The organism is Streptococcus sp. A69 (assembly GCF_058556195.1).
The window spans coordinates 636,273-653,421 of sequence record NZ_JBZUJU010000002.1 but is presented as its reverse complement, the minus strand read 5'-3'; the positions used below and the strand labels follow the sequence as shown (position 1 = coordinate 653,421).

16 protein-coding genes are annotated in these 17,149 nt (G+C 41.7%); 1 reads left to right on the top strand and 15 read right to left on the bottom strand.

Annotation, left to right across the window (positions count from 1 at the left end; all coding sequences use genetic code 11):
- Positions 1-22 precede the first annotated feature (22 nt).
- The 15 genes from AC4ME5_RS07225 to AC4ME5_RS07155 all read right to left on the bottom strand — a co-directional run bounded on the left by AC4ME5_RS07225 (position 23) and on the right by AC4ME5_RS07155 (position 15,406).
- A complete protein-coding gene (locus AC4ME5_RS07225; RefSeq protein ID WP_084920604.1) occupies positions 23-835 on the bottom strand; it encodes a LicD family protein in 813 nt (270 codons plus the stop codon).
- A gap of 57 nt (positions 836-892) precedes the next feature.
- On the bottom strand, positions 893-3,052 hold the full coding sequence (locus tag AC4ME5_RS07220; protein WP_491800416.1) for an O-antigen ligase family protein: 2,160 nt from the start codon (positions 3,050-3,052) through the stop codon (positions 893-895).
- A 21-nt stretch (positions 3,053-3,073) separates the two neighbouring features.
- Positions 3,074-4,042 carry a glycosyltransferase family 2 protein gene (locus tag AC4ME5_RS07215; RefSeq protein WP_096421979.1) on the bottom strand — a complete coding sequence of 323 codons (969 nt, stop codon included), beginning with the start codon at positions 4,040-4,042 and terminating at the stop codon, positions 3,074-3,076.
- Positions 4,039-4,875, bottom strand: coding sequence for a LicD family protein (locus AC4ME5_RS07210; protein WP_007520258.1), 837 nt, complete (start codon positions 4,873-4,875; stop codon positions 4,039-4,041). Before AC4ME5_RS07210 ends, AC4ME5_RS07215 begins: the two co-directional genes overlap by 4 nt.
- A 145-nt stretch (positions 4,876-5,020) precedes the next feature.
- Positions 5,021-6,316 carry an LCP family protein gene (locus tag AC4ME5_RS07205; protein ID WP_045617372.1) on the bottom strand — a complete coding sequence of 432 codons (1,296 nt, stop codon included), beginning with the start codon at positions 6,314-6,316 and terminating at the stop codon, positions 5,021-5,023.
- Positions 6,313-7,161 (bottom strand): prephenate dehydratase, encoded by an 849-nt coding sequence (gene pheA / locus AC4ME5_RS07200; protein WP_061588277.1) that lies wholly within the window; start codon positions 7,159-7,161, stop codon positions 6,313-6,315. The genes AC4ME5_RS07205 and pheA overlap by 4 nt, the downstream gene beginning before the upstream one ends.
- Entirely contained in the window at positions 7,158-7,634 is a 477-nt protein-coding gene (locus AC4ME5_RS07195) for a shikimate kinase (RefSeq protein WP_491800415.1), read from the bottom strand. Before AC4ME5_RS07195 ends, pheA begins: the two co-directional genes overlap by 4 nt.
- Positions 7,627-8,910 carry a 3-phosphoshikimate 1-carboxyvinyltransferase gene (aroA, locus tag AC4ME5_RS07190; protein ID WP_491800414.1) on the bottom strand — a complete coding sequence of 428 codons (1,284 nt, stop codon included), beginning with the start codon at positions 8,908-8,910 and terminating at the stop codon, positions 7,627-7,629. Before aroA ends, AC4ME5_RS07195 begins: the two co-directional genes overlap by 8 nt.
- 90 nt (positions 8,911-9,000) lie before the next feature.
- The gene (locus AC4ME5_RS07185) at positions 9,001-9,339 is read right to left on the bottom strand and encodes a YlbF/YmcA family competence regulator (protein WP_125414135.1); all 339 of its coding nucleotides are present in this window, start codon (positions 9,337-9,339) and stop codon (positions 9,001-9,003) included.
- Positions 9,340-9,349: 10 nt separating this feature from the next.
- Positions 9,350-10,453: a prephenate dehydrogenase gene (locus tag AC4ME5_RS07180; RefSeq protein ID WP_490210166.1), complete on the bottom strand. Its 1,104-nt coding sequence runs from the start codon at positions 10,451-10,453 to the stop codon at positions 9,350-9,352.
- Between the two features lie 9 nt (positions 10,454-10,462).
- Positions 10,463-11,629 carry a chorismate synthase gene (gene aroC, locus AC4ME5_RS07175; protein WP_490210168.1) on the bottom strand — a complete coding sequence of 389 codons (1,167 nt, stop codon included), beginning with the start codon at positions 11,627-11,629 and terminating at the stop codon, positions 10,463-10,465.
- 9 nt (positions 11,630-11,638) lie between these two features.
- Positions 11,639-12,706, bottom strand: coding sequence for a 3-dehydroquinate synthase (gene aroB / locus AC4ME5_RS07170; protein ID WP_491800413.1), 1,068 nt, complete (start codon positions 12,704-12,706; stop codon positions 11,639-11,641).
- Between the two features lie 18 nt (positions 12,707-12,724).
- Positions 12,725-13,579, bottom strand: coding sequence for a shikimate dehydrogenase (locus AC4ME5_RS07165; RefSeq protein ID WP_491800412.1), 855 nt, complete (start codon positions 13,577-13,579; stop codon positions 12,725-12,727).
- A complete protein-coding gene (aroD, locus tag AC4ME5_RS07160) occupies positions 13,569-14,246 on the bottom strand; it encodes a type I 3-dehydroquinate dehydratase (protein ID WP_084918169.1) in 678 nt (225 codons plus the stop codon). Before aroD ends, AC4ME5_RS07165 begins: the two co-directional genes overlap by 11 nt.
- The gene (locus tag AC4ME5_RS07155) at positions 14,243-15,406 is read right to left on the bottom strand and encodes a class I SAM-dependent rRNA methyltransferase (RefSeq protein WP_172843640.1); all 1,164 of its coding nucleotides are present in this window, start codon (positions 15,404-15,406) and stop codon (positions 14,243-14,245) included. Before AC4ME5_RS07155 ends, aroD begins: the two co-directional genes overlap by 4 nt.
- A gap of 271 nt (positions 15,407-15,677) precedes the next feature.
- On the opposite strand from AC4ME5_RS07155, the gene AC4ME5_RS07150 reads away from it, so the two are divergent.
- On the top strand, positions 15,678-17,126 hold the full coding sequence (locus AC4ME5_RS07150; RefSeq protein WP_491800411.1) for an alpha-amylase: 1,449 nt from the start codon (positions 15,678-15,680) through the stop codon (positions 17,124-17,126).
- The last annotated feature ends 23 nt before the right edge of the window (positions 17,127-17,149 follow it).

Sequence of the window (17,149 nt, the reverse complement as noted above, 5' to 3'; positions counted from 1 at the left end):
ACAATAAGCAACTTTTACTAATCTAATCAATCCAGTAGTTTTTATCCCCTCCTGGGACTTGCTGCTCAATAGGGGGTGGAGTCATATAGTTTTCTCCAAATTCGTAGACAAGTATTTCATGGTATTTTTTAGGAACCTTGACCACAATGTTTTCATAAGGCATATCAATCAAATCATAGAGCCATTCTTTTTTTATACCATTTGGATAATAAGGGTCATAGATAGTACAAGTAAGATCTGTTGCTTGATCTACACTATACTTCAAAGCAAGACTCTCTAATTTTTGATTCCATAGCTGTGGAGAAGTTAAGCGGAAAATAGCTGATCCCATATAACGAGGGAGGTTTTTAAGTCCACCATTCTCAGACTTGATCCCTTTAAAATTCAAAGAAGAAAGGCGAACGAAATATTTGTAGAGTTTCATTTTCTTACGGTCACTTTCCTGTGTTACGACACCATCATATGGAAAAATGTCAACGCAAGTTCCCAATACGACCGTTGGGTCTACGAGGTTAGCATCTCGACGTGTCCTTACATCATAGACTCTCATATAACTGTATGGATATCCCTTTGTTTCTCTGAATGAAATCAATTTATAGTAGGGATGATTTTCATTTTGTAAAACCTTATACAGTTTTTCAAATTCATCACGCGCTAAGGAAATATCTGTATCATCATCCCAAGGGATGAATCCTTTATGGCGTACAGCTCCTAGTAAGGTTCCAAAATCAATAAAGTATTTGATTTGATGTTGTTCACAAAGCTCATGTAGATACTTTAAAATATCCAATTCTACTTGTTTGATTTCTTCAAGAGTTAAAGTTCTTTCAGACATAGGTTTTATTCTCCTAAATTTGACTATATTTTTAAACGTTTCTTAATTTCAATCTCGTCATTTAGACCTTTTAATAATCTTCCACAATTTAAAATCATGATGAGATACTCTTTGTTCAACCGGTGGCAATTGCATATAGTCTCCGTAGTCTGAGGTCAAAATTTCATGATAATTTTTCGGAATGGTAAATTCCTTACCTTCAAATGTTCCAGTAGTAGCTTGTTCCAGCCATTCACGTCTCCACACTGGTTTGTTCATATCTTTGTAGATAAGATAATCCACTTGCTCATAATCTGAGACTTTACGGGATTTTGCAAGCTCTTCAATCTGGGCAACGTATTTGTTCGTATTGGTGAAATAGAAAATAATAACTGACACATAGCGTAGCAGTGAATTCAGTACACTTTTCGTATTAGTAATGCCTTTAAAGGTGTAGCAACTCAATTGACGTTTCTTTATCAGTTTCGTCATCTTGTTTTTAAATTCTACGTCATCCTCGTAGCCATCTACAGGGAAAATATCTACATATATCCCCATATTTGAATCGATGCGAACATCTTCTTCCAACAAGTAGGTATGGTTATCCTGCACTTTCATGAAGGGATAGACATAGTTGAGATTATTTTTATAAGACATGACCTCGTAACGTTCATCAGGGTTAGCGATAAGGTAGTCTTGTAACTTTTCATAATCTTCTCGTAACATGCAGATATCCATGTCATCATCCCAAGGGATAAATCCTTGATGGCGAACAGCACCAATTAGACTTCCATATGCTAAGAAATACTTAACCCCAATTTTCTGACAAACTTCATGAATATACTCCATGATTCCAAGTTCCATCTGTTGAATTTCACTGACATCTGTTACTTCTTGATACCGAATTCCTTCATCCTGTTTGCAGACTACAAGTCCATAGCCAATCGCTAGCCAGAAGATGATATTAATAAAGTTGGTTGAATACATAATCTGACTTTCAAATAATTGACCAAGCAAGATACCGAAGAAAAGGATCATGATCAATTTATCAGTATTTTTCTTGGAAACAATCAAATAAGTTAAAAAGCGCTTGATTACATATCCCAATATAAGAAAGAAGAATGCTAAGCCTAGAACTCCCGAACTGACAAATATGGTCACAAAAATGTTATGGAAATTCCCACCGATAAGGGAGTTTTGAATCTCAAATTTACTGAAATATTCTGTATAGTAATCTGGAACATTTCGTACACCATAACCAAAAATTGGTTTCGTACTTCCCATCTTGATGGCATTTTTCCAGATATAGGTTCTACCACTTGGTGTTGTTTCAATCAGATGGAGCTCACCATTCTTCTTAGCGACAGACGAATCTGTTTCAGCATAGGATTGTCCTTTGTTTAAATCTAAGACAGTCGTAGTTTCAGATGAAATATAGATTGAAGTTACATAGCTTAATCCAATATTAGTTGCAGTAATCAGCAAACCAACAACTATAAAAGTGAGGAATCGTTTAACGATACTTCCTCTAGTAGCAAAGAAACTATAGAGTCCAATCATGAGAAGTAAAGAAAGTAAGGCTCCTCGACTTTGCATCGTAGCGAAGTAAACTAATTGAATCACATTGTTCAGTTTAAGATAAACAGAATACTTACTTCCTTTATGGATCAAATACATAGCCAAAATAATGCTAATGTATGAAAATATCGCACTAGCATTAGGATTAACAATTCCCCACAGACGTCCATTCATGACACCATAGTAATAAGATTGTTCGCCAATCTTAAATAGGATAAGGACTCTACTTACCAATAAACCAAACGCAAAAATTGCTGAAGAAAAAGATACAATTTGAACCGTATAGGCAATCCAGTCAAATAATTTTTTAAGTTGCCCTGATTGCAACATGGTAAATAGTAAAACATAGGTCACCATGAAGAGAATTTCAATCACATTTCCAATCAAATGTCCCGAGCGATTGAAAATAGCAGATAGCAGATGGCTTCCAGCTAATAGTCCAAATAAGGATAGAAATTTACGATCTACTGTGATTTCTTTCCACTTAAACAATAAAGTATAGCAAATATAAAGCACTACAATCGCTGACAATCCCTTATAGAGGGGATTTGCTATCTTATAAACCAGTGAACTCATACTTAAAATCGAAATGAAAACAAATAGATACGCAATCCATAGTTTTGATTTTTCAAAGTATTCATCCATTTTTGAAAAATTCATTTTCAACTCCTTCTCATGATATTAGTTTTTTAATCCAACAATTTTCTTATATAGCCATGGAGAAATGACAAGTGAAAGGATCGCTACCTTGCGAAAAGTAGTGAAATAAGCATCCTTCCATATTTCGCGTCGATGCTGAACAATCCAAGTCCTCAGCTCGGCTTTCTCCTTTTGATACTCTTCACGTGAAGTAAAGATAATTTTATCGTAAACTGTGATGTACGACCAACATTCTCTGTTTATTAATTCGTATTTTAAATTAGGAAAGGCTTGCGAAACTTGAGCGATTATTTGCTGATAAACTTCTATCGTATCAAACACATGCTGATTAACAGATGTTGTTGCACTTCCCTCACGATGATCATAATAATAAACAGGTTTGTCAATAAATACGCTACTGCATCTTGTCTTTAGTAGCAATTCAGTTAAAAATAGGGCATCTTCAGCTAGATGATAATTTGTATTAAACTTTTCATCCGCAAGCAGGTTTCTCTTAAACAGTTTTGCGACTGGAAAAAATGACGTTCTGGTAGTCATCAATAGTTCCTTCATGGTTTCTTCTGTTGACCAGAGTTCTGTTTTTCCAGAATGTGGAGGTATATCAGTTACAATGCCGTTTTTGATATGGTGCAGAGGAGCAATTACAAAGCCTACATTCAACCCTTCAACTGCACTTGCTAAAGTAGCTAGGTAATCCTGGGTAACGAAATCATCGCTATCAATAAAGGTAACCCAAGAACCCGTCGCTAGCTGAATTCCCATATTTCTAGCATTTGAAACACCAGCATTTTCGATATGATAAACCTTGATATTCTCATACTGAGATGCTAAGCGATCACAGATCTGTCCACTGGAATCAGTAGAACCATCGTTGATTAAGATTAACTCAAAATGGGCATAAGTCTGTTGAAGAATCGACTCCACACATCGCTCCAGATAGGCTTCTACATTGTAGACCGGAACGATAACGCTTATTTTTTCTCCCATCATGCTCCATATTCTCCCTTGTATTCTGTATAAGGCTTATCCATATCAGCTATGACAGCATCATGATGCGGTACTTGCTTGTCCGCTGGTGGTGGTGTCATATAGTCCCCAAAAGCAGTTCTGAGATAGGCATCATAACCGACTGGAATGGGCATCTCTGTTCCTTCAAATGGCAAGAAAAGATTATCTTCAAAAGATGCGATCGGGTATTTGTTTCTCATGTAGCCGGGACCTGAGCATAATTCCGTGATTCCATCGCTCTCAGCCAGACCATACTTGGTCATTTCTTTTTCAGCTTTTTTCCAAATGCGATAACGTAGAGATTTTGGAGTTAGGCCGAGTAAGATGCGACTTCCCCATTTCATGATAGCACCATGCTTTTCTGGGATAGTTTGGGCGCAAAAGAGTGAATAAATCAAAGCCCAACGAACCTGTTTCTTACGCTCAGCCGAATTTTTAGGATAATAATCCAAAGGTAAAACATCCAAAGCCAAACCGTGTGGCAAATCCAAATCCTTCTGATAAGGCTTGATACAAGTGGTTTCCTTGTCACGAATGGTGATAAAAAGGTTACGGTCTACAAAATCCTTCTTGCTCTTTGACAAGAAATAGCGCTCATCTGCATAACGGGGCCACAGTTCTGCCAATTTTTCATAGTCCTTGCGGGGCATGAAAAAATCTAAGTCATCATCCCAAGGAATGAAGCCCTTATGACGAAGGGCGCCAATGGCTCCTCCACCACAGAGATAGCATAACAAATCATGTTCTTTACAAAATGCGACGAAGTATTCAGCCATTTCCAGACTACGAGCCTGAATCGCTTTCAAATCACTCATATCTCTCCTCTTCTATCCAATAACGAGTTATATCATTTTATTATACCATAAAAAAGTCTTAAAAATCTATCAGATAGTAAGAAAAACCAAAGCTCAGACCACCATTTCACTAGTGAATCAAACTTTGATTTTCATTTATCGCCTTTTATCTCATTCCCATTTGAGCGAGTTTGGTTTGGTATTTATTTTGATCGACAAGAAGTCCTTGCCCTCCATAAACATCATAAGCATCTACCCAGTCACCAAGTTCTGGTACTGTGAGTCTTTCAATTCCATTTTGAGCACCTTCTAGGACAGATAATCCATTGGTCAACAAAAAGCTATACGGTAGATTGGTTGAAGTCATTCCAAAGACTTTTCCAAGTGCCTCTGATCCTGTAAAGAGCTTGGTTGGATCTTTGATCTGCTCAAGAACGGCTGACATGACTTGTTGTTGTCTCTTGGTACGACCATAGTCCCCTTCATCATCATCACGGAAGCGAGCGTAGTTCAGCAAGGTGGATCCATTCATCTGCTGTTTTCCAACTTTAATGGTTTGGGTTGGTGACTCTGTCTCTGTTGCATGAAGGTCGTCTCCGACTGTAGCTTCTGTCAGAGGTTGACCATTCAATGTTGAAAATTGAGCATCAATTGTTACTCCATCAGGGAAAAGAGTGTCAATAGCTGTTGCAAAGGCCTGGAAGTCAACTAGGGCATAGTACTTGATGTCCAAATCAAAGTTGTCTTTTAGAACCTTGCGGACCATTTCTGCCCCTTTTTGACCTTCTTGTTCCCCAAGTTCATAGGCAACATTTAGTTTGTTATCCGTCTGTTTCTGGCCATTTACAATCTTACTATACCCATCGATATAAACTAAGTTATCACGCATAAAGCTGACTAGCTTAATCTTCTTATCCGAACCACTGACATTGAGAACCATGATTGTGTCTGTACGGGTCTCCGCACTATTTTGACCAATTCGGCCATCTGTCCCCATGATTAGGATATTCACGCCATCTTTGGTATCCTGACCGTTAAAGACTTCTACTTGGGCTGCCTTGGCATCAGCTGGTTTATTGCTTGGATTGGCTGCCGAATGAAAACCTCGAAGAAACATGAAAATCATCCCTGCAGCAAGGCAAGTTATCAATAGCAAGAACCAAGTCAGTATTCGTTTGAAGCGAATTCTTCTTTTTTTCTTTTTGACTTTAGGCAGAGGAGCTACCTTTTCACGTCTCTTAGATCGGCTTCTACTGCCATAAGTCGGAAGATCAATATCTCTACCCCAAGTTTCTTCTTTTTCTTCTTGGTAGAAATGGTGAACTTCAGATTTGGGACCTGTCATTTTTTGCTGGAGATAGTCAAACTCCCTCCGTTCACGGTCGTTGAGGTAATGAATATTTTTGAAGAGATAGTCATAACGTAACTGCTCGTGATGACTTAAAGGATTTTCTTTGCTCATTGACTCTCCTTTTCTATATCAGTTATGGTAAAAATCGGGTAGGTTCCCAGTATCTTGTGCTGGATCCCAATGGCCTCTAGTTCTTGTCTGGCAAAATGAACCAGTTCTTTATCACTATAGTCTACATCGATAATGAAAAAGTATTCTCCCAAGGCTGTTTTAAGGGGACGACTTTCAATCTTTGTTAAGTCAATCCCTCTCCAAGCAAAGGTCGAAAGTGCCTTGTAAAGAGCACCGGGAAGGTTGTCCGGTAAGGTCAAGGCCAAACTCATTTTTTCAGCTTGTGAGTTCAAAGGAATCTTCGGTATCTCTACCCCTAACACCCAAAAACGTGTGAAATTGGCTTCCATTTCCTGAATATCCTCTGCAATCAATTCCAAGCCATATTCTTCAGCTGAACTTCTAGGAGCAATGGCTGCGTATGGCTGGTCTGGATGCTCTGAAATAAAGCGAGCTGCATAGGCGGTACTGGCTGTTACCTCAATTTTGGCCTCTGGATAGTGCACATCGATGAATTTCTTTCCTTGAGCCAGAGCCTGAGGATGGGAAAAGATTTTCTCAATTTTTGACTGACCTGGAACCACCATCAACTGCTGGTGAATGGGTTGAACAATTTCTGCAACTGCTTGGATGCGAGCCTGATGAAAAAGATAGTCCAAACTTTCATGGACACTACCCTCAATAGAATTTTCAACTGGCACTACAGAATAGTCCACCAAGCCCTGTTCATAGGCCTTGATAACATCTGTGATATTGGCAAAAGCCTGCAATTCCTCTTTGGGAAAGGCTGTCTGCACAACATGATGCGAAAAAGATCCCTTGGGACCTAGATAGGCAATTTTCATCTCAGTTCCTCTATAATTTCCTCTGGGCTTAGCTTGGTCACATCCAGAACTTGACTGGCTATTTCCTCATACCAAGCTTGTCTTTCTTGGAAAATAACTGCCAGTTCTTCCTTACTATTATTTAGAAACAGTGGGCGCTGATTGTCCTTATCAGCTGCGATACGTTGGTAGAGGGTTTCAAAATCTGCTTTTAGGTAGATGTTATCAGGATTGGTTTTGAGCAAGTCACGATTTCTTCGAGAAATGACAACCCCTCCGCCAGTTGACACAACTCGGTCCGTTTTTAGTAAGTCAGCTAGGACTTCTGACTCTACTTGACGAAAGGCCACTTCTCCTTTTTCAGCGAAGAAATTCGCAATGGACATGCCCAAGCGTTCCTCGATTAAGGCATCCATATCGATGTAGTCTGGGTCCAATCCTCTAGCGATTGTCGACTTGCCTGCCCCCATAAATCCGAGTAATACCTTAGCCATGAATCAAGCTCTCCAAATCATCAAAGAAACTAGGATAGCTGGTATTGATGGCTTCAGCACGGTCAAGTTCCACTTCTCCATCAGCAACCAAGAGGGCTGCGATGGCTGTCATCATTCCAATTCGGTGGTCACCAAACGTATTGACTCTAGCGCCATGAAGTCTTGATTTCCCTTTGATAATCATCCCGTCTGCTGTAGGAGTGATAGCCGCTCCCATGCTATTTAAGGCATCTGCCACCACCTGAATGCGGTCTGTTTCCTTTACCTTGAGTTCTTCAGCATCCTTAATGACCGTTACACCTTGCGCTTGCGTCGCGAGAAGGGCAATAATCGGCAATTCATCAATCAAACGTGGAATCAAGGCTCCACCAATCTCTGTTCTTTTTAGGTCTGAAGACTCGACAGTCAAGGTTGCTGATTTAGCAACTGGATCAATTTCAGTTATTTCTAGTTTTCCTCCCATGGCACGAATGACATCAATAATACCAGTACGCGTCTCATTGATGCCTACATTCTGCAGCACCACACGAGAGTTTGGAACAATCAAACCTGCGACCAACCAAAAGGCTGCACTGGAAATATCTCCTGGAACAACTACCTTTTGTCCGGTCAGTTTTTGTGGTCCTTGAACTGTGATTTCCTTGCCATCCACACTTAAATGGCCACCAAATTGCCGTAGCATATCTTCGGTGTGGTTACGAGTACATTCTTTCTCGATAATAACGGACTCCCCCTGAGCCTGTAAGGCTGCAAATATCAAGGCAGACTTGACTTGCGCAGAGGCGATTGGCAACTCATAGTGAATCGGTTTTAAATTTTTCGTCCCTTTTAGGCGAAGAGGGGGGAGGTCTCGCTCTGTTTGCCCTGAAATGCTAACGCCCATTTTTTTCAGTGGAATCGTCACGCGATCCATAGGACGTTTGGAAAGACTATCATCTCCGAACATTTCAACTTCAAAATCTGCACCAGCAAGGACACCTGAAATCAGGCGAATCGAGGTGCCAGAATTCCCCATATCCAAGGCGTTTTGCGGCGCTTTTAAGCCATCCATGCCAACACCTTGAATGGTGATAACCCCATCTTTATCCTCAATTTCAACACCAAGATCACGAAAAACCTGCATGGTTGAAAGCACATCCTCTCCACGCAGAATATCATAAACCTTAGTCTCGCCCTCAGCCAAACTTCCAAAAATAATCGAACGATGGCTGATAGACTTGTCACCTGGAACCCGGATACTGCCATGTAAGTGGCGAATGTTTGTTTTTAGTTTCATAGTTGACCTCATACTTGCAATACTTTTTCTTATTTTATCACAAAAAAGCCAGAAATTCCTGAAATTTCTGGCTTTTATACAGATAAAATACTATTTCAATAATTCTGAAACAGGTTCAAAGACAATTTTTTCAATGTCCGAAAGGTAAATGGACAATTGTTGCTGTTTGGCAAAGAAATCTGACAAAAGAGCGTTCTCTTGGATTTGTTTGCTGAAAGACTGCATCTTTTCTTGGAAAGAGGCGTCTGGCATTTGTCCCGTTTGCGCCATGACTTGGATTTCTTGTTGGAAAGCGAGGTAGTCTGCAAAAATCTTGCTAGCTTGTTCATCAGCTTGGATGGCATCTTTGGCTGCTTTAACAGTCTTGTATTCTGGCAATTCGCGTAACCCGCGACTAAGTTCATTTGCACTATCGTAAATATTTGACATGATTTTCTCCTTATTTGATGACGACTGTATAGTCTGTATTTTCTGTAATTAAGCGTTCAGCTCGTTCCAGATCCTGAGCATTTTTAAAGGAAATTTGTAGAATCCCGTGAACATCTTCACGGTTTTCTTCGTTGATGTGGATATTAACCAAAGAAGTCCCACGAAGTAATTCCAAAATCCGCAAGATAACATCTTCTTCATCGGGAACATCGACATAGAGGTCATAAGAACTGTCCACACCACCACGCTTATGGATTTCCATGGCCTGACGTTGCGCACGCGCTTGGTTGAAAAAGTTCCAGATTTGCTCTTCATCTCCCTTGCTGATGGCTTGTCCAACCTCATCTAGGCGCTCCTTGAAATCCGCAATTCGATCCAGAATAGTTTCACGATTGGACAATAGAATAGAAGTCCACATACCTGGCTCGCTTTCCGCAATGCGGGTCATATCTCGAAAACCACCCGCCGCAAAGCGCCTTGCCATCTCATGTTCTTGAGCATAAACTGCCGTCTGCTCCATAAGGCTGGAAGCCAGAATATGAGGAAAATGGCTAATCTGAGAAGTCACCCGATCATGCTCCTTGGCATCAATCTCGATAAAACGAGCATGAAGGCCTGAAAGCAGATTCTTCATTTCCTCAAGTGTGTCAGGACTTGTCAGGCTCGAAGGTGTGAAAATATAGTAGGCATTTTCAAAGAGATTAACATCCGCAGAGGCAGCCCCTGTCTTGTGGCTACCAGCCATGGGATGGGCCCCGACAAAGCGAACAGGCTTGCCAGCTAAATACTGCTCCGCTGCTTCCACAATGGCTGACTTGGTTGAGCCTGCATCCGAGATAATGACGCCTTCCTTCAAGTCTAAGTTTGCCAGTTCCTTAATAAAAGCAATGGTCTGTTTGATTGGCAAGGTCAGAATGATAACATCTGCTAGAGGAGCGAAACTAGCAAAATCATCCGTCGCACGGTCTATCATCCCCCGCTCCAAGGCAATGTCTCTCGAAGCCTGACTGCGATTATAACCTAAAATTTCATAATCAGGATGATCGCGCTTGATACCGAGTGCCATCGAAGCACCAATCAAACCGAGACCTGCGATATAGATGGTTTTTGCCATAAGGACTCCTTAATAGTTCTTTGTATAGTCTCGGTGCTTGGAAACTGCCTCTTTTAATTCTTCAAGATTATCTGAGGAGAATTTTTCAAGGATTTCTTGTGCCAGAACCGTTGCCACAACAGCTTCCATGACCACACCTGCTGCTGGAAGGGCGGTCGGATCACTTCTCTCCACGGTTGCCTTATAGGGTTCATGCGTCTCGATATCCACACTCATAAGAGGTTTATAAAGAGTAGGAATGGGTTTCATAACTCCACGAACAACAATTGGTTGCCCGTTGGTCATACCACCTTCAAAACCACCCAGATTATTGGTACGACGAGTATAGCCATCTTCTTTAGACCAGAGAATTTCGTCCATAACTTGGCTTCCTTTGCGGTAACCAGCTTCAAAGCCAAGACCAAACTCCACCCCTTTAAATGCATTGATAGAGACAACTGCCTGAGCCAATCGCGCATCCAATTTTCTGTCCCATTGGACATAGGAACCGAGACCGACTGGTACGCCTCCGACGACTGTCTCCACAACTCCACCAATGGTATCACCGTCACGTTTGATTTGGTCAATATAGTCCTTGATTTCTTGTTCCCGCTCTTGGTTGACAATAGAAACTTCAGACCGGGCAGCTCGTTCTTTAATCTCCGCAACTGTCAGATTTTCAGGTACATCGATTTCCTTGCCACCAAAGACCACGACATGGTTGGCAATCTCCATATCTAGCTCAGCCAAAAGTCGTTTGGCTACTGCTCCAACTGCTACTCGCATGGTTGTTTCACGAGCTGATGAACGTTCTAAAGAATTTCGCAAATCGTCAAAACGGTACTTGATACCCCCAACCAAATCGGCATGACCTGGACGAGGATGAGTGATTTTCCGCTTGCTTTTAAGGCGGTCTTCAATGTCCTCTGCAGACATGATATCCAGCCATTTTTGGTGGTCCTTATTGATGACATCCATGGTAATAGGAGCCCCTGTCGTCTTCCCGTGGCGAACACCTGAAGTAAAGACAACCTGGTCACTCTCAATTTTCATACGTCCACCACGACCGTAGCCACCCTGACGGCGTTTAAGGTCCCCATTAATATCCTCAGCTGTCAAAGGAAGTCCCGCTGGAATTCCTTCAATAATAGCCGTCAGACGGGGTCCGTGTGATTCTCCCGCAGTTAAATATCTCATAGGCTCTCCTTATTTTACCAAGTAGTCTTTCATCTCTTCCAGAGAAACTGGATGAATGGTTGCCGAACCAAGCTCTGGCACCAAGACCAATTTCAAAGTATTGCCACGCGCTTTTTTATCATGAGTCAAAGCCTGATAAAGCTTGTCAACATCCCAGTTTTCATAGTCAACAGGCAAGCCAAATTTCTGACACATATCTGTAATGGACTGAGTTATGCCAGCTGGCATAAGGCCTTTTTCCTCAGCAACCTTTGAAATCTGCACCATTCCCATGGCCACAGCCTCGCCATGCATGACTTTTCCATAACCAGCCGTCGCTTCAATGGCATGACCAATAGTGTGCCCAAAGTTGAGGTAAAGCCGAACACCGTTATCCAACTCATCTTCGACCACCATCTTGCGCTTCACCTGACAAGAATGTTCAATCAAGGTCTCTGCATGCTCCAGAATGCTCTCTACAGAACCATCCAGCTCCGTCAAGAGAGCCCACAGTTCTGGATCCTCAATCAAGCCGTACTTGATAACCTCACCCATCCCTTCAATCAGCTCTCTTTTCCCAAGAGTTTCAAGGACAAGAGGGTCAATCAGAACCCCATCTGGTTGGGCAAAAGTTCCCACCATATTTTTAGCAAAAGGAGTATTGACACCTGTCTTACCACCGATAGAAGAATCAACCTGGGCAGTCAAACTAGTCGGAATCTGAACAAAGTGAATGCCCCGCATATAGGTAGAGGCCACAAAACCAGCTAGGTCCCCAACGACACCACCACCAAGAGCCACAATCCCATCGCTACGAGTCAAACCCTGCTTAACTAGAAATTCATAAACCTTCTGAACAGTTGTTAAATTCTTTCGTTCTTCGCCTTCTAAAAAGTCAAAAACAGCTACCTGAAAACCAGCATCTTCTAGGCTGAGTTTAACCTTCTCTGCATAGAGAGAAGCTACATGGTTATCTGTTACGATAACCACTTTTTGAGGTTGCCAGAGTTCTCGCAACCATTGACCTGCTTGCGATAGACAACCTTTTTCAATCTGAATATCATAGGGATGATGCGGAATATCGATTCTGATTTTCATAGTAGGGTCTCCTTTTCATTATTGGTATTTTTCTGTTAAGGACTGCCAAATTTCTTCTGTCGGCATTTCCTTGCCTGTCCACAGTTGAAAAGCTTCTGCAGCTTGATAGAGTAACATCCCCAGGCCATTGACGGCTGGATTGCCCTGACTTCTAGCCCATTTCAAAAATGGTGTCTCAAAAGGTTGGTAAATGATGTCTGCGACCAAGAGAGCCTCTGGCAAATTGATACTTTCTGGAACTGGCGACGACTGGCCATCCATCCCTACACTGGTCGCATTGACGAGCAGGTCCGACTTGGCAATCTTTTCTTGCAGGTCAGAAAGATCTTCTAAAGCATACAAGCTCACTTTAAAGCCAGTCTGCTCCTGTAACTTATCTAGGTAAGGTCTTGTTTTTTCCATGGAAACTGAACGAACAAAGACTGAAATCTGACTAACGCCATCCAAAATAGCCTGTGCCAAAATGGACTTAGCTGCACCACCTGCTCCCAGAATGGTCATTTTCTTATCCGAGATTGTAAAAGAAGGCAAGCTCTTAAAGAATCCCTTGCCATCTGTATTATATCCAATTAACGTTCCGTCATGATTGACAACTGTATTGACCGCCCCAATCAAACGAGCTTCATCACTCAACTCATCCAGATAAGGAATCACTTGTTCCTTGTAAGGCATAGACAGGTTGATCCCAAACATCTGGTAACGGCGAATATTGGCTACTGTTTCTGCCAAGTCACCCGCTTCAATCTCCCAAGCTACATAGACACCATTGGTAGCTGTCGCCTCAAAGGCCCTATTGTGGATAAAGGGTGAAATAGAGTGTTTAATGGGATTTGCAACAACTGCAGCTAAACGTGTATAGCCATCAACCTTCATCCAAAATCTCCCTAATTTTCTTCATGTTTGATAGAGAAATCTGACCTGGTGCACTCGCTTCATCCAGACTAGCAAATGACCAACTCGAACCCGTCACATCTGAAGTAATGCGTGATACCTTGCCCATTTTCCCCATGGAAATGGTTACGTACTCTTGCTCAGGATTGAGTGTTTTAAATCCTCGTGTGTAGTTCATCAAGTCTAAAACATCTTGCTCCGTGTGGGCCATGACAGATACCTTGACCACTTTTGGAGAGAGACTGGTCAACTCAGACAGGATTTCCATCATGTTTTCAGGTGTCTCCTGGAAATTATGATAGCTCAATACGAGATTTGGAAAATCTAACATTTCCTCAAAAACATCCTTGTAGCTGTAGTACTCAAAATCAATATAGTCTGGTTGATAGAGTTGCGCCACTTCCTTGATGATTTGAACATACTCTTCTGAGGAAAGTTCGATTTCTCCTCCCTCAGCGCGAGTCCGAAGGGTAAAGATAAGTTCGCGTCCTGCAAATTTCTCAAAGATAGCGGGTGCTACCTGTAAAATAGTGTCCTTTGTAAGAAAGTCCGCACGCCACTCAATGATATCAGCATCTTCATACCTAGTGGCATCCAGTTCTTGCGCTTCTTCTAAACTTCTTGGCATTACTGAGACGACTAATTTCATTTACTAACCTTCATACTAATCACCTTGAGGTAATTACTGCTTTCATCTTTTTTATTATAGGCAAAGTCTGCTGGAAGGCCATATTGGTTCAAGACCTGATACCTTCTTCCTGCAAAACCTTTATCAATTTGTTCTGTAAATTTCTGGCGGGAAACATTGGCAGCATTGGTACTGGCAATGATAATGCCTCCAGGATTTAAAATCTCTAGACTCTGGGAAATCAACTTGTGATAGTCCTTAGCTACAGAGAATGTTTGTTTTTTATTGCGGGCAAAGCTCGGCGGATCAAGAACAATCACATCATAGGTCAAGCCTTTTCGCTTGGCATACTTGAAGTACTCAAAGACATCCATGACGATAAAACGATGATTGTCCGTACTGAATCCATTTGCCTGAAAATGAGCCTCTGATAGCTCTCTAGACCGTTTGGCCAAGTCGACAGAAGTTGTCTCACTCGCGCCTCCCATAGCTGCAGCAACTGAAAAGGCAGCCGTATAGGAAAACATATTGAGCAAGGATTTACCCATGGCTAGACCATCCACCAAACTCCCACGAACCTCATGTTGGTCCAGGAAAATACCTGTCATCAAGCCATCATTCATAAAGACTTGATAGAGCACGCCATTCTCAAGAACAGTAAAATAGTCTGGCGCTTCCTCACCATAAACATGGGCAGACTCGTAATCTAGACCTTTAAAACGAATCTTTTCGTACGCTCCCAAGACCTCAGGAAAAACTTCCTTAAAAGCCTTTACTATCAACTTCCGAATCTGGTAAACAAAGGAGTTGTACCACGAAAAGACAGCATAAGCTCCGTAGAGATCAACAGTCAGACCACCAAAACCATCCCCCTCTTGGTTAAAAAGGCGAAAGGCAGTGGTCAAGTCATCTTGATAATAAGGCTTTCTAGCTTCCTTGGCCTTACGAAACAGAGTTTCAAAGAAGGATTGGTTGAAACCAACCTTTTCCTTGCTGACCAACCAGCCAATGCCCTTGTTCTGCTGAGAAAGATAGGCACTCCCTAAAAACTTCCCGTCTTGACTAAGAACTTCTACTGCCTGATCCGTCAGATCAATATCTGTTAAATCACTTGCTTCCAAAAGAACTAGACCCTTAGCTAGCTTTTTTTCAACACGTCTGCTGACCCTAATTCTATTCATAGCTACTATTATAGCAAATTTTATGACAATTCTCAAAAAAGAAACCGCTTATCCATTTTTACTTTAGTTTACTAAGTGCCATTTTTGTAAAAATAAGTTTACTCAATTTATTTTTTCTCCTAAACATTATTTCTCTAGCAATGGGAAGGAAATAGTGTCTTTAAAAATAGACATTTCTAGAAATGAGTATAGAAACTTTGCGCAAACGTTTGCCTAGTTCTGGACTTTATGGTAGAATAAAACACAAGATTGACAAGTAAGAGGAAAAATCATGCAAAATCAAACACTTATGCAATACTTTGAGTGGTATCTGCCTCACGACGGCCAACACTGGACGCGACTGACAAATGATGCAGAGCACCTAGCCCATTTGGGAATTAGCCACGTATGGATGCCACCAGCCTTCAAGGCTACAAATGAAAAAGATGTGGGTTACGGGGTATATGACCTATTTGACCTAGGTGAATTTCACCAAAAAGGGACTGTCCGTACCAAGTATGGGGTTAAAGAAGACTATCTTCAAGCCATTCAAGCCCTAAAGGCTCAGGGAATTCGACCTATGGCCGATGTGGTGCTCAATCACAAGGCTGCAGCCGATCACATGGAATCCTTTCAGGTTATTGAAGTGGACCCTGAGGACCGTACCGTTCAACTAAGCGAGCCCTTCACCATCAATGGTTGGACTCACTTTACTTTCGATGGTCGTCAAAATACCTATAATGACTTCCACTGGCACTGGTACCACTTCACAGGTACAGACTACGATGCCAAACGCCGTAAATCTGGCATTTACCTGATCCAAGGGGACAACAAGGGCTGGGCAAACGAGGAATTGGTCGATAATGAAAACGGCAACTACGACTACCTCATGTATGCCGACCTAGACTTTAAGCATCCTGAAGTGATCAAAAATATCTATGACTGGGCTGACTGGTTCATGGAAACGACTGGTATTGCTGGTTTCCGCTTGGATGCCGTCAAACACATTGACTCTTTCTTTATGCGCAATTTCATCCGTGATATGAAGGAAAAATACGGTCAAGATTTCTATGTTTTTGGGGAATTTTGGAACCCAGACAAGGAGGCTAATCTAGACTACCTTGAAAAAACAGAAGAACTCTTTGACCTTGTCGATGTTCGTCTCCACCAGAATCTCTTTGAAGCTAGTCAGGCTGGAGCAAGCTACGACCTTCGTGGCATTTTCACAGATAGCTTGGTTGAACTAAAGCCCGATAAGGCTGTGACCTTTGTCGACAACCATGATACCCAACGAGGTCAAGCCCTTGAGTCTACTGTTGAAGAATGGTTCAAGCCAGCAGCCTATGCCCTTATTCTATTACGCCAAGATGGTCTTCCATGTGTCTTTTACGGAGATTATTACGGCATTTCAGGGCAATATGCCCAAGAAGATTTCAGAGAAGTTCTTGATCGTCTCCTAGCCATCCGAAAAGATTTAGCCTATGGAGAGCAAACAGACTACTTTGATGATGCCAACTGTATCGGTTGGGTTCGTTCAGGTGCTGAAGATCAATCCCCAATCGCGGTCTTGATTTCAAATGACCAAGAAAACAGCAAGTCAATGTTTGTCGGGCAAGAATGGGCTGACCAAACCTTTATTGATCTCCTTGAAAATCATTCAGCACAAGTTACAATCAATGCTGACGGTTATGGAGAATTTCCAGTAGCAGCGGGGTCAGTCAGTGTCTGGACAGCAAAATAAACCTATCAGTTACAAGTCAAATC

Coding starts and splice junctions, on each gene's coding strand:
- AC4ME5_RS07225 (WP_084920604.1), bottom strand. CDS start 835: ATGTCTGAAAGAACTTTAACTCTTGAAGAAATCAAACAAGTAGAATTG.
- AC4ME5_RS07220 (WP_491800416.1), bottom strand. CDS start 3,052: ATGAATTTTTCAAAAATGGATGAATACTTTGAAAAATCAAAACTATGG.
- AC4ME5_RS07215 (WP_096421979.1), bottom strand. CDS start 4,042: ATGATGGGAGAAAAAATAAGCGTTATCGTTCCGGTCTACAATGTAGAA.
- AC4ME5_RS07210 (WP_007520258.1), bottom strand. CDS start 4,875: ATGAGTGATTTGAAAGCGATTCAGGCTCGTAGTCTGGAAATGGCTGAA.
- AC4ME5_RS07205 (WP_045617372.1), bottom strand. CDS start 6,316: ATGAGCAAAGAAAATCCTTTAAGTCATCACGAGCAGTTACGTTATGAC.
- pheA (WP_061588277.1), bottom strand. CDS start 7,161: ATGAAAATTGCCTATCTAGGTCCCAAGGGATCTTTTTCGCATCATGTT.
- AC4ME5_RS07195 (WP_491800415.1), bottom strand. CDS start 7,634: ATGGCTAAGGTATTACTCGGATTTATGGGGGCAGGCAAGTCGACAATC.
- aroA (WP_491800414.1), bottom strand. CDS start 8,910: ATGAAACTAAAAACAAACATTCGCCACTTACATGGCAGTATCCGGGTT.
- AC4ME5_RS07185 (WP_125414135.1), bottom strand. CDS start 9,339: ATGTCAAATATTTACGATAGTGCAAATGAACTTAGTCGCGGGTTACGC.
- AC4ME5_RS07180 (WP_490210166.1), bottom strand. CDS start 10,453: ATGGCAAAAACCATCTATATCGCAGGTCTCGGTTTGATTGGTGCTTCG.
- aroC (WP_490210168.1), bottom strand. CDS start 11,629: ATGAGATATTTAACTGCGGGAGAATCACACGGACCCCGTCTGACGGCT.
- aroB (WP_491800413.1), bottom strand. CDS start 12,706: ATGAAAATCAGAATCGATATTCCGCATCATCCCTATGATATTCAGATT.
- AC4ME5_RS07165 (WP_491800412.1), bottom strand. CDS start 13,579: ATGAAGGTTGATGGCTATACACGTTTAGCTGCAGTTGTTGCAAATCCC.
- aroD (WP_084918169.1), bottom strand. CDS start 14,246: ATGAAATTAGTCGTCTCAGTAATGCCAAGAAGTTTAGAAGAAGCGCAA.
- AC4ME5_RS07155 (WP_172843640.1), bottom strand. CDS start 15,406: ATGAATAGAATTAGGGTCAGCAGACGTGTTGAAAAAAAGCTAGCTAAG.
- AC4ME5_RS07150 (WP_491800411.1), top strand. CDS start 15,678: ATGCAAAATCAAACACTTATGCAATACTTTGAGTGGTATCTGCCTCAC.